A 12,397-nucleotide genomic window follows, 5' to 3' on the forward strand; every position below is an offset into this window, starting at 1 on the left:
GAAAATAATTAAGAAAAATTGCGCAATTTTCGATGAAAAGTAAACTGCTTAAACAAAATCATTTTATAAATTTGATTTCAGGATAATTTTTGCATTATTTGCAAAATAAAAGCGTAAAGTCTGAAATATATTAATCTAAAAACCATAATCACACATGGCGTTATCAGGTTTATTCCGTAAAAAAACAGTGCAGGATATTTTAACCCAGGTTGCAAAGAATGAGGCGGATGGTCACAATGCATTAGGAAAGCATTTAACCGCCAGGGATTTAACCGCATTTGGGATCGCAGCTATTATTGGGGCAGGAATTTTTAGCACCATCGGAAAAGCAAGTGCTGATGGCGGACCAGCTGTTATTTTTCTGTTTTTATTTACAGCATTGGCCTGTAGTTTTGCAGCTTTTGCTTATGCTGAATTTGCTTCTATGGTTCCCGTTTCCGGAAGTGCTTATACGTATTCATATGTTGCTTTCGGTGAACTAATTGCATGGATTATAGGCTGGGCTTTAATTATGGAATATGCCGTAGGAAACATAACGGTAGCCATATCGTGGAGCGACTATTTTACAGGATTGCTCCAAAGTAGGGGACTTCATTTGCCCCAGTGGATTCAGATGGATTATTTAACCGCTTCAAACGGTTTTAAAGATGCAATGGCTTTAATGCAGGGAGGAAAGACATTTGAAAATTTAGATGCAGGATTGCAGGCAGCTTATATGGCCTGGACTACCGCACCAACAATTGGTTCTTTTCATTTTGTAGCTGATTTGCCGGCTTTGTTTATTATCGTACTAATTACTGCTTTAGTTTACCGCGGAATGAAGGAATCTCGTAACGCCAGTAACTTAATGGTAGTGGTGAAGCTATGTATTGTACTTTTAGTAATTGCAGTTGGAGCGTTTTACGTAGATACAACAAATTGGGTCCCTTTTGCACCTAACGGAGCAAGCGGAGTTTTAAAAGGAGTTTCAGCTGTTTTCTTTGCTTATATTGGTTTTGATGCGATCTCCACAACCGCAGAGGAATGTAAAAATCCACAAAGAGATTTACCACGCGGAATGATGTGGGCAATTATTATCTGCACTATTTTATACATTGCCATTGCATTGATTCTAACCGGAATGGTCAGATATAATGAACTAAATGTTGGCGATCCTTTAGCATTTGTTTTTGAAAAATTAGACCTAAAATGGATGTCCGGAATTATTGCCGTGAGTGCTGTTGTAGCAATGGCAAGTGTTTTATTGGTTTTTCAGATGGGGCAGCCACGCATCTGGATGAGTATGAGCCGTGATGGTTTACTGCCAAAGAAATTTTCTAAAGTGCATCCAAAATTCAAAACACCATCATTTGCAACTATTGTAACAGGTTTTGTAGTAGCGGTTCCTGCTTTATTTCTAAATCTTACAATGGTAACCGATTTATGCAGTATCGGAACTTTGTTTGCCTTTGTATTGGTTTGTGCGGGAGTTTTAGTGCTGCAGAATAAACCTGAAATTCCGAGAGGAAAATTCAAAACACCATATGTAAATTCAAAATATATTTTACCGGCTTTAATGATCGCCGGATTGTATTATGCTTTTGCTTACAACAATAAGGCTACAATGTCTTTTATTAATAATGATGCACAGATATACGATGCTACTTCTATAGTAACTTCTTTAGATAAAGAAGAAACGGTTAAAGTTTTCGATTATTTAAAAGGGATAGATGTCAATAATAAGACCGCAGCGACTTCAGATTTAGAGCATTTATTAGGACAATACCAGGATGATGATGCAAAATATGCTGAGATTGTAAAAGGATTGCCAATCAATGATTCTCTTAAATATGAATCAGGTTTTAGCTTATTCAAACATAAGATTCCAATGTGGATTTTCCTTATCGTATTAGTTGGATTAGCCGTTTGGGCATTTAGGAAAAACTTGTCTTTAATTCCGCTTTTAGGTTTAATCTGCTGTTTGTATATGATGGCGGAGCTGAGTGTGTGGAACTGGATTTATTTCACAATCTGGCTATTAATCGGACTTTTGATTTACTTTGGCTACAGCCGAAAAAACAGTAAGCTGAACTTTGTGCAGAAGATTTAAGTTTAAAATTATAAGTTAAGAGTTATAAGTTAAATAAATCCGCTATGAGAATTCTTATAGTGGATTTTTTATAAGCTAAATTTTCACGCAGATTCTAAAAGATGAAAGCAGATTTTAATTGATTTTTATCTGTGTGAATCTGCTCAAATCATTTTTAAATCTGCGCGAAATAAAATTCTTTCACTTAACTAATTTACAATCAGAATCTTTTAAATTGCTTTTGTTTTATAGAAATATTCTTATGTTTTAAACATGCTTTTTCTTAAGTTTGTTTGTAATTTAATTTATAATAAATGGGTTTTCTTGATAAACTATTGGGCAAAAAAGAAGCTCCAATGCAATTTAATAATGACTTTTGGAACTGGTTTCTAAAAAATGAAAAACAGTTTTTTAAAGCTGTGAAAAATGGAGATAATATACACAAAGATTTTTTCGATAAACTGGCTCCAAGGCTGGATGAAATTCATGGAGGGATTTATTTTCTTACCGGAATGTTTGATGATCATACTGCCGAATTGGTTCTAACACCTGACGGCGTAATTAAAAATATTTATGCAATCGAGGAACTGGTTAACGAAGCACCTCAAATTGAAGGCTGGAAATTCACAGCTCTTAAACCGGCAACAAATATTAAAGATTTTAGTATAGAATATGATGGTATTAAATTTAATACTGAAAATTTGAAATTTTATCCTAATATTCACGAAGATTACCCTGATGAAATCGATTTGACGATTGTTTATAATGGCTTTATTGAAGAAAAAAAAGGAGAGTTAACAAATGGAGTATACATTTTCCTTGATAACTATTTAGGAGAATTGCATTCGGTTACTTTAATTGACAATATGAAAGTTGTCGGGCCAGACAATATTTCAGAAGAATTAATTCCGATTGAAAAATTAAAAGATTATTTAATTTGGAGAGAAAAAGAATTTGTTGAGAAATATGAAGGAACAAGACACAATACTGAAAATGATAATTATTCAGGTTTTGAGTCAAATACAAAAGATGGAGGAGTTGTTATAGCTTTGATGAATACGGACCTTTTAAATTGGGATCAGAAAGCATCTCATCCATGGATGTTCATTATTACTATTCCTTTTGATGGAAGTAATAACAACGGAATGCCTGATAATGAAACTTATCAGTTGTTAAATGAAATTGAAGACCAGATGATGCTGGAGCTTAAGGATGTGGAAGGTTATTTAAATGTAGGCAGAGAAACATTGGCAAACAAAAGAGAAGTCTTTTTTGCCTGTAAAGATTTCAGAAAACCTTCAAAAGCAGCAGATGAATTAATTAAAAGATATAACAGCGTTTTTGAAATAAGCTACGAAATCTACAAAGACAAATATTGGCAAACATTTAAACACTATGAGCCTAAATAATTTTGTAGCAAATAAACTTTAAGAATCTCTGTGAAATAGTTTTGTAAAACTCCAGACATTACATCTGGGAGTAGGCATACTTCTTATTGATTAGATTAAGGAAAGAATTTTACGATTGTTTTTAGTTTCAAATACTCCGATTTTATAAAATCCAAATTCATTAATCAAAAAATCAAAAAAGAATCACTTTCTTTTCGAAAATTAAAGAAATCATAACAAAAAACCTTAAGCTTTAAACTTTAAACAAAACTTTATTCCTTAATTTTGTAACACTAAAAATAAAAATAGAAAAACTATGAGTTCATTTGACGTAGTCATTATAGGTTCAGGTCCTGGCGGATATGTATCAGCAATTCGTTGCGCACAATTAGGTTTCAAAACTGCTATTGTAGAAAAATATAATTCATTAGGCGGAACTTGCCTTAACGTAGGTTGTATTCCTTCAAAAGCATTATTATCATCTTCTCACCATTATGCAGAAATTGCTCATTTTGCTGATCACGGAATCGAAGTTTCCGGTGATGTAAAAATCAATTTAGAGAAAATGATCGCGCGTAAGCAAGCCGTTGTAGATCAGACCGTAGGCGGAATCAACTACCTGATGGATAAAAATAAAATTACTGTTTTCAATGGTTTAGGTTCTTTTGTAGATGCAACTCATATTGCTGTTGCAAAAGCTGACGGAACATCTGAAACTATTGAAGCAAAATATACTGTAATTGCTACAGGATCAAAACCATCTTCTTTGCCATTCATCAAAATTGATAAAGAAAGAATTATTACTTCTACTGAAGCTTTAGCTTTAAAAGAAGTTCCAAAACACTTAGTAATCATTGGTGGAGGAGTTATCGGAATCGAGCTTGGACAAGTATATCTTCGTTTAGGAGCTCAGGTTTCTGTAGTTGAATTTATGGACAGAATCATTCCGGGAATGGACGGATCGCTTTCTAAAGAATTAACTAAAGTCTTGAAAAAACAAGGAATGAAATTCTACACTTCTCACAAAGTACAGTCGGTTGAAAGAAACGGTGATGCTGTTACTGTTCAGGCTGAAAATGCAAAAGGAGAAACAATTACTTTGGAAGGAGATTATTCATTAGTTTCTGTGGGGCGTCGTCCTTACACAGATGGATTAAACGCAGACAAAGCCGGAGTTAAAATTTCAGACAGAGGACAAGTTGAGGTAAACGATCATTTGCAAACCAGTGTTCCAAATATCTACGCTATTGGTGACGTTGTTCGTGGAGCGATGTTAGCGCACAAAGCGGAAGAAGAAGGAGTAATGGTTGCTGAAATTTTAGCAGGTCAAAAGCCACATATCGATTACAACTTAATTCCTGGCGTTGTGTACACCTGGCCGGAAGTTGCTGCGGTTGGACAAACGGAAGAGCAATTAAAAGCTGCCGGAGTGAAATACAAATCCGGAAGTTTCCCATTCAAAGCTTTAGGACGTGCAAGAGCAAGTGCTGATTTAGACGGATTTGTAAAAATCCTGGCTGACGAAAAAACAGACGAAGTTTTAGGAGTTCACATGATCGGAGCACGTACAGCAGATTTAATTGCTGAAGCGGTTACTGCAATGGAATTCAAAGCTTCTGCTGAAGATATTTCAAGAATGAGCCACGCACACCCAACTTTCGCCGAAGCGGTGAAAGAAGCAGCATTGGCAGCTACAGAAAACAGAGCTATACACGTATAATATTTACGTAAATTATATTTCAGAAACCGTCAGAATTCGTCTGACGGTTTTTTTTATGTCTTGATTTTAAGCTCTGTATAATATAATAATCAGAAACAATTTTGTAAATGAAATGTATTTCTATCATATTACCTTTAGAAAATAAAAAGATAATAGTATGAAAAATAGATATATAGTTCCGATCTTGATCGGGGCAGGAATCGGGCTCGCATTATATTCATGCGGAGGAGGAATTCCGAAGAAAGCAACTGCCGTAACCAATTTTGACAGTACAAAATACCTTGGAAAATGGTATGAAATTGCCAGACTGGATTATAAATGGGAAAGAGACTTGGATAACGTGACTGCGGAGTATTCTTTAAATGAAGATAAAACGATTAAGGTCGATAACAAAGGCTATAATTTCAAAAAAAGCAAATGGGAGCAGAGCGTCGGAAAAGCTAAATTTGTCGGAAAAGAAAATATTGGTATGTTGAAAGTGTCATTTTTTGGCCCTTTTTATTCCGGTTATAATGTAGTTTTGATTGATCCGGATTATAAGTATGCTCTTGTTGCCGGAGAAAGTTTAGAATATATGTGGATACTTTCAAGAGAAAAAACAATTCCGGAAAGTGTTAAAACTGATTTTCTAATGAAAGCCCGGGAGATTGGATATAATACTTCAGAATTGGTTTGGGTAAAACACGATAAAACAAATTAAAAATAAACCCGACAGATTTAAAAGTCTGTCGGGTTTTGTATTTTGAATAAAATCAGTATCACGGAGTAAATACGCTTTTATAATTATCCCAATATCTGTAAATCAAAAATAAATTGCCTAAGAATAATAATCCGGCTATTGGAAGACCCTCAGGCGCAAGAAAATAATTGATAAACAAAATATTTACCGTTATAGGTAAAATCAAAATATTGGCCAATGTTACAAAACGTCCCGTGACGAAAGCGATTCCGCAAAGTAATTCAATAGATTTTGCCAAAGGTAGTAGATAAGTTGAGGCGACAAGGCCTACATTAAAAGCTTTAAAATTTCCGGTTACTTCTGGTTCAGGTGCCAGCTTAAAGAAAAAGCTTATTGAAGCAAATAGAAGTAAAAGACCAATTAAAACGCGGACAATAATCGTGGCAATTTTCATAATACTTAGGATTTTTTAAGGTTAAAAAATATAAATAAGCTATTGGAAAAGATGCAAACCGAAAGTCTCAAATTAAAATCACAAATTATTTTTTGCGGTCTTTTTTTTAAGAATTTTATAATTAAACGAATCTAATTTTAGGATTGGTTTAATTCTGTATCAAATATAACGAATTTTTTCTTATGAAAATGCTAATTTATTGTTGATTATTGCTTCTTAATGTAGTTCTTATAAAGAAAAAATCCGCCAATGCTTATTACAATAAATGGCCAAAGATTAATAAGGAAAATTAAGATGGCCTGTAAGATATACCAGCCGCTTTTTAATGCATCAATAATCTGGATTCCTAAACTGGGTTTGTAGGCGGCACTGTCTTTTTCGCTTGCTATAGTCTCCTGTCTGATGGTTTCATTCTGATAAAGCTTTAAAGTGATAGTGCTGAAATTAATCTGATCCTGTAGCGATAAATTATCAATGGTACGATTATCGTTTGCCTCTTTTTGGTTTGCCAAAGTATTCTCGGCCTCTTCGTCAATTGCTTTTTCGACTCTTTTTTCGGTATTAGCACTTCTTTTTTGAGATAGTTGATTTGATAATAATTTTAGAGAAACATCATCAGCTTTAATTACCCTGAAATCCAGAAAATCAATTTGTTTAGCGATCGTTTTTATCACCGTATCCAACTGTGTATTAGGAACGCGGATGGTAATGTTGTTTTCTACTGTGTATTTAGTGGTTTCAAGTGTGCTGTCCTGGCTGATTTTAGTTTTGATCTGATTCTGGATAGTACTTTGTAAATTAGTATAGGTAACAAATCCGCCAAATTTTTGGGTAGCATTTTCAATTGCATAAGTTGACCTGACGACATTTTTAACCTTAAATTTGATATCTGCAGTTCGAATGAATTTCTGCTTGCTGTCTTTTTTCTCGACTGCTGCAGATGATGAAATAGCGGTGCCTGATAAAACAGATGTGCTGTCGGTTGTTGCGTAATCTGATGCTTCTTCAGCTGTAGCATCTGCTTTTTTGCAGGAAAATAATACCGCGGTAACTACTAAGGAGGTCAGACCTAATTTTACAATTGTTTTCATAAAGTTTTTAAAAGTTGATTAATAAATAAATTTTGAATAAAGGATATGTAATGGTTTAATCAAATAGCAGGAAAATTTTTAATAATGAATATCAATTCGATATACTAAAAAGTGTGCCAATATTTTTTGAAATTACTTATTGAAGGAATTTTTTTGTCGTAATTTTGAAATCTAAAATTGATTCATTTTTGAGAGTTTCCATACACAAACATATTCCGGATCCGCAACACTTTAAGCAGCAGCTTTTAAGTTGGTCACAACAATTTCGAGAGGTTATTTTTTTGGATAGTAATGCCTATCCGCAAGAATATTCAAGTTTCGATTGTATGATGGCAGTTGATGCTTTTACGTCTTTAAAAACCGATTTTTATAATGCATTTGAGGATTTGAAACAATATCAGCAAACTACAAAAGACTGGCTTTTTGGGTATTTGTCTTATGATCTTAAAAACGATACGGAATCTTTAAATTCATCCAATTTTGACGGACTGGATTTTCCGGATTTATTTTTCTTTCAGCCAAAAAAAATTTTTTTATTGAAAGGAAATCAGCTTGAAATCAAATATTTGCTGATGTGTGACGATGAAGCTGAAGAAGATTTGAAAGAAATTATTCAAAGTAAAAATGATTTTTTTGAAACATTAGATAAAGTCAAAGTGCAGCAGCGAATTTCAAAAGAATTATATCTTCAAAAAGTAGCAAAAATGCTGGAACACATTCACGTAGGTGATATGTATGAAGCTAATTTTTGTATGGAATTTTTTGCAGAAAATGCAATTATAAATCCACTGGAAAAATTTCAAAAACTAAATGGGATTTCAAAAGCGCCTTTTTCAGTTTTCTTTAAAAATGATAAACAATTTTTGCTCTCCGCTTCTCCTGAGCGCTACCTGAAAAAAGTTAGAGATACCATTATTTCCCAGCCGATAAAAGGAACTTCAAAACGATTTTCAGATGTGAACCAGGATGAAGAGTCGAAACAAAGTCTTGAAAAAGATGCAAAAGAACGTGCTGAGAATATCATGATTACTGATTTGGTTCGAAATGACTTATCACATACGGCGCAAAAAGGTTCGGTTGAAGTTACGGAACTCTGTAAGATTTATTCCTTTTTGCAGGTGCATCAAATGATTTCTACGGTTACTTCAAAATTAGATCCTCAATATTCTCCTGTGGATGTTTTAAAAACAACTTTTCCAATGGGAAGTATGACTGGCGCTCCGAAAATTTCGGTAATGAAAATTATTGAAAATCTGGAAGAAACGAAGCGTGGTTTATATAGTGGCGCAGTGGGATATTTTACTCCTGAAGGCGATTTTGATTTAAATGTAGTCATCAGAAGTATTTTATATAATCAGGAAAATAGATACGTTTCGTTTTCTGTTGGGAGTGCTATTACGGCTCAGTCTGTTCCTGAAAAAGAATATGAAGAATGTTTGTTAAAGGCGAAAGCTATGTCTGAGGTTTTGCAGTCTTTTTAGGCTATTCAAAAAAGAGATTTTAAAAGTGTTTACATATGAAATTAATTTTAAGAACCTATAATCTAAAGCTAAAACATACTTTTAGAATATCGAGGAAATCTATTGATTTTCAGCCTTCGCTCATAGTAGAATTGCAGGATGATGGATTTTACGGATATGGTGAGGCAACTTCAAATCCCTATTATAATATTACTTTGGAAATTCTGCAGGATGATATTAAAAAAGTTCGTCATGTTGTTGAAGCAGCTTTATATGAAACTCCGGAAGAATTTTGGCTAAAAATAAATCCGTTTTTAAAAGACAATCCTTTTGCTTTATGTGCCCTGGATAATGCATATAATGATTTGTATGCGCGAAAAAAAGGTAAAAAAATGTATGAATTGTGGAATTATGATATTAACCATAATCCATTGACGAATTATACCATTGGGATTGACAGCATTGAAAACATGGTGCTGAAGATGAAAGGATTTCCATGGCCAATTTACAAAATAAAGTTAGGAACTCCTGAGGATATTGCTATTGTTACTGAATTACGAAAACATAGTGATGCTGTTTTCAGGGTAGATGCTAATTGCGCCTGGACCGTCGAAGAAGCCTTATCAAATGCTGCTATTTTAAAAGATTTGGGTGTTGAGTTTATAGAACAGCCTCTTAAAGCGGATAATTGGGAAGGGCAGAGGGAAGTGTTTGAAAATTCTGTTTTGCCTATTATGGCTGATGAAAGTTGCATAGCTGAAGGTGATATTGCTAAATGTCATAATCACTTTCATGGGGTCAATATAAAATTAATGAAATGTGGGGGAATAACTCCGGGAAAAAGGATGATTACCGAAGCTAAAAAACTAGGTTTAAAAACGATGGTAGGCTGTATGACAGAATCTACAGTTGGAATTTCTGCAATTGCCCATTTATTACCCGAATTGGATTTTGTAGATATGGATGGTGCGTTATTATTAGCACAAGATATTGCGAGTGGGGTGACAATAAAAAATGGTAAAACATATTATCCTGACAGGACAGGAGCGGGAGTAATTTTGTTCTGACATTCCTCTTAAAATAATGTACCTTTGTACAATAAAAACAAAATAACTTTCAGGAATGACAAAGATTGTAAAAACGTGAAACCTGAAACTTTAAATTTGAAACAAAACAAAAAATGACAAACAACGATATTTTAAAAAAACTTCGCGTGGCTTTAATGCTCCGTGACGATCAAATAGTTGAGATTTTAGAATTGGTAGATTTTAGAATTTCAAAATCAGAATTAGGCGCTTTTTTTAGGGCAGAAGATCATCCTAACTATATGGAATGTGGTGACCAGGTTTTGCGCAACTTTCTAAACGGATTGGTTATTCATTTAAGAGGAACAAAAGAAAATCCTAAAAATCCAAATGATGTTTTGGCTAAACATAAAGCTGAAATTCCGAAGAAAGAAAATTCAAAAGACAGACCTGAGTTTAAAGCTAGTCCTAAAGATTCTGAAAAATACAGAGGAGATAAAAGTCCATCAAAGTCAGGTACAGCAGCAGGAAAACCTAAAAAGAAATCATTTCCAAAAGGAAATGGAAAACCATCTGTTGTAGAAAAAGTAGTTTACAAAAACGGAAAGAATAAAAAATCTTAAGATTTGTTGTATAATAACAGTAAAATCCATTCGCAAAACGAATGGATTTTTTTTATATTTTTAGCCATAATTAAAAAACAAATTTTTTTATATGAGACAATTACTTTGTGTTACTATTTTTCTTTTATCAATAAATGCTATAAGTCAAACCGATATAAAAAATCAAATTATAGGAAGTTGGAAAGTAGAAAATGTACTTACAAAATCCAACAACAAAGAAATGGCTGAACTTTCCCAAGCTTTTAAAAATTCAATATTTTTATTCAAACAAAATCAAGATTTCAATTTCACAGCAAGTCAAAAAAGTCAATTTACCTCTATGCTTACCCAAATGCTACAGAATCAAAAATGGCTTTTTGACAAAAAGAGAAATATAATTAAAATTGGGACAGCTAAAGATCGTTACACAATAATGGGAATAACTCCAAAAATCGAAAATAATAAAGCCTTTTTTAGCCTTGATGAATCAGGATTAAATCTGGTGTTAGTAAAAATCTAAAACGAAAAAAATCCTAAGCTTTCACTTAGGATTTTCTATATAAATTGAATTTCTTATTTAATTAAGAAAGAGCAGCTTTAACTTGGTCAGCAGCTTCCTGGAATTGAACAGCAGATAAGATTGGCATACCAGAATTATCGATTAATTCTTTTGCAATTTCAGCGTTAGTTCCTTGCAAACGAACAATGATTGGCACATTGATAGCGTCACCCATGTTTTTGTAAGCATCAACAACACCCTGAGCAACACGGTCACAACGAACGATACCTCCGAAGATGTTAATTAAGATAGCTTTTACGTTTGGATCTTTTAAGATGATTCTGAAAGCAGTTTCAACACGTTTAGCATCAGCAGTTCCGCCAACGTCAAGGAAGTTAGCAGGCTCAAAACCAGCGTATTTAATTAGGTCCATAGTTGCCATTGCAAGACCAGCTCCGTTTACCATGCATCCAACAGTACCGTCAAGATCAACATAGTTAAGACCAACTTCTTTAGCTTCAACTTCGATTGGATTCTCCTCGCGGATATCTCTCATTTCAGCATATTTAGGTTGTCTGTATAATGCGTTATCGTCGATATTTACTTTAGCATCAACGGCTAATATTTTGTTGTCAGATGTTTTTAAAACCGGGTTGATTTCAAACATAGAAGCATCAGAACCAATGTAAGCATTGTATAAAGCATCGATGAATTTTACCATTTCTTTAAAAGCATTTCCGGAAACACCTAAGTTAAAAGCAATTCTTCTTGCCTGGAAACCTTGTAATCCAACAGAAGGATCAACCTCTTCAGTAAAGATTAAGTGTGGAGTGTGCTCCGCAACTTCTTCGATATCCATTCCGCCTTCAGTAGAATACATAATCATGTTGCGTCCTGTAGCTCTATTTAATAAAACAGAAACATAAAATTCAGAAGTTTCGCTTTCACCAGGATAGTAAACATCTTCAGCTACTAAAACTTTGTTTACTTTTTTACCTTCAGCAGAAGTTTGAGGTGTTATTAATTGCATTCCGATAATTTGTCCTGCAATTTCTTCAACTTGCTGTAAATTTTTAGCCAATTTAACTCCACCGCCTTTTCCACGACCACCTGCGTGAATTTGTGCTTTAATCACATGCCATCCTGTTCCGGTTTCGGCAGTTAATTGTTTTGCAGCAGCCACAGCTTCAACTGCATTATTAGCCACGATTCCGCGTTGCACACGTACTCCGTAACTTGCTAAAATTTCTTTCCCTTGATATTCGTGTATGTTCATAATATAGAATTTGTCTGGTTCTGAATTTATTTCAGAATAAAAGTGCGACAAAAGTAGCAAAATTGAACTGAAAAGTAAAATCTTTTTTAATTAATAATAAACCGAACTCAGTTTGTTAAATAAATTCATTTTAAA

The 12,397-nt window shown here is 33.8% G+C and carries 11 protein-coding genes; 8 read left to right on the forward strand and 3 right to left on the reverse strand.

The genetic code is table 11. The annotated features are described in order from the left end of the window. Window positions 1-154 precede the first annotated feature (154 nt). From GXM16_RS18505 to GXM16_RS18520, 4 genes are all read left to right on the forward strand, one after another. Window positions 155-2,089: an amino acid permease gene (locus GXM16_RS18505; RefSeq protein WP_163395979.1), complete on the forward strand. Its 1,935-nt coding sequence runs from the start codon at window positions 155-157 to the stop codon at window positions 2,087-2,089. Between the two features lie 293 nt (window positions 2,090-2,382). Continuing rightward, entirely contained in the window at window positions 2,383-3,477 is a 1,095-nt protein-coding gene (locus GXM16_RS18510; protein WP_163395980.1) for a DUF695 domain-containing protein, read from the forward strand. Window positions 3,478-3,772: 295 nt separating this feature from the next. Further along, window positions 3,773-5,176 carry a dihydrolipoyl dehydrogenase gene (lpdA, locus tag GXM16_RS18515; RefSeq protein ID WP_163395981.1) on the forward strand — a complete coding sequence of 468 codons (1,404 nt, stop codon included), beginning with the start codon at window positions 3,773-3,775 and terminating at the stop codon, window positions 5,174-5,176. A 157-nt stretch (window positions 5,177-5,333) separates the two neighbouring features. Further along, window positions 5,334-5,876, forward strand: a complete 543-nt coding sequence (locus GXM16_RS18520) for a lipocalin family protein (protein WP_163395982.1) — start codon at window positions 5,334-5,336, stop codon at window positions 5,874-5,876. A 58-nt stretch (window positions 5,877-5,934) separates the two neighbouring features. On the opposite strand, the gene GXM16_RS18525 is transcribed toward GXM16_RS18520, so the two are convergent. Next, the gene (locus GXM16_RS18525) at window positions 5,935-6,309 is read right to left on the reverse strand and encodes a DoxX family membrane protein (protein WP_163395983.1); all 375 of its coding nucleotides are present in this window, start codon (window positions 6,307-6,309) and stop codon (window positions 5,935-5,937) included. 206 nt (window positions 6,310-6,515) lie between these two features. Further along, complete coding sequence (locus tag GXM16_RS18530; RefSeq protein WP_163395984.1) at window positions 6,516-7,400, reverse strand: DUF4349 domain-containing protein; 885 nt, start codon at window positions 7,398-7,400, stop codon at window positions 6,516-6,518. Between the two features lie 188 nt (window positions 7,401-7,588). Here GXM16_RS18530 and GXM16_RS18535 point away from each other — a divergent pair, with 188 nt between their 5' ends. The 4 genes from GXM16_RS18535 to GXM16_RS18550 all read left to right on the forward strand — a co-directional run bounded on the left by GXM16_RS18535 (window position 7,589) and on the right by GXM16_RS18550 (window position 11,007). Beyond that, complete coding sequence (locus GXM16_RS18535) at window positions 7,589-8,881, forward strand: anthranilate synthase component I family protein (protein ID WP_163395985.1); 1,293 nt, start codon at window positions 7,589-7,591, stop codon at window positions 8,879-8,881. A gap of 35 nt (window positions 8,882-8,916) precedes the next feature. Next, complete coding sequence (locus GXM16_RS18540; protein WP_163395986.1) at window positions 8,917-9,927, forward strand: dipeptide epimerase; 1,011 nt, start codon at window positions 8,917-8,919, stop codon at window positions 9,925-9,927. A gap of 113 nt (window positions 9,928-10,040) precedes the next feature. Continuing rightward, window positions 10,041-10,508, forward strand: a complete 468-nt coding sequence (locus tag GXM16_RS18545) for a DUF1456 family protein (RefSeq protein ID WP_163395987.1) — start codon at window positions 10,041-10,043, stop codon at window positions 10,506-10,508. Window positions 10,509-10,599: 91 nt separating this feature from the next. Next, entirely contained in the window at window positions 10,600-11,007 is a 408-nt protein-coding gene (locus tag GXM16_RS18550; RefSeq protein WP_163395988.1) for a hypothetical protein, read from the forward strand. Window positions 11,008-11,068: 61 nt separating this feature from the next. On the opposite strand, the gene sucC is transcribed toward GXM16_RS18550, so the two are convergent. Next, entirely contained in the window at window positions 11,069-12,262 is a 1,194-nt protein-coding gene (gene sucC / locus GXM16_RS18555) for an ADP-forming succinate--CoA ligase subunit beta (RefSeq protein WP_163395989.1), read from the reverse strand. Window positions 12,263-12,397: the final 135 nt, after the last annotated feature.

It is taken from the genome of Flavobacterium limi, from assembly GCF_010645075.1.
Lineage (GTDB): Bacteria > Bacteroidota > Bacteroidia > Flavobacteriales > Flavobacteriaceae > Flavobacterium > Flavobacterium limi.

Excerpts from the sequence above, each read along its gene's own strand:
- GXM16_RS18540 (WP_163395986.1), top strand. The coding sequence starts at position 8,917 with ATGAAATTAATTTTAAGAACCTATAATCTAAAGCTAAAACATACTTTT.
- GXM16_RS18550 (WP_163395988.1), top strand. The coding sequence starts at position 10,600 with ATGAGACAATTACTTTGTGTTACTATTTTTCTTTTATCAATAAATGCT.
- sucC (WP_163395989.1), bottom strand. The coding sequence starts at position 12,262 with ATGAACATACACGAATATCAAGGGAAAGAAATTTTAGCAAGTTACGGA.
- GXM16_RS18545 (WP_163395987.1), top strand. The coding sequence starts at position 10,041 with ATGACAAACAACGATATTTTAAAAAAACTTCGCGTGGCTTTAATGCTC.
- GXM16_RS18525 (WP_163395983.1), bottom strand. The coding sequence starts at position 6,309 with ATGAAAATTGCCACGATTATTGTCCGCGTTTTAATTGGTCTTTTACTT.
- GXM16_RS18505 (WP_163395979.1), top strand. The coding sequence starts at position 155 with ATGGCGTTATCAGGTTTATTCCGTAAAAAAACAGTGCAGGATATTTTA.
- lpdA (WP_163395981.1), top strand. The coding sequence starts at position 3,773 with ATGAGTTCATTTGACGTAGTCATTATAGGTTCAGGTCCTGGCGGATAT.
- GXM16_RS18530 (WP_163395984.1), bottom strand. The coding sequence starts at position 7,400 with ATGAAAACAATTGTAAAATTAGGTCTGACCTCCTTAGTAGTTACCGCG.
- GXM16_RS18510 (WP_163395980.1), top strand. The coding sequence starts at position 2,383 with ATGGGTTTTCTTGATAAACTATTGGGCAAAAAAGAAGCTCCAATGCAA.
- GXM16_RS18520 (WP_163395982.1), top strand. The coding sequence starts at position 5,334 with ATGAAAAATAGATATATAGTTCCGATCTTGATCGGGGCAGGAATCGGG.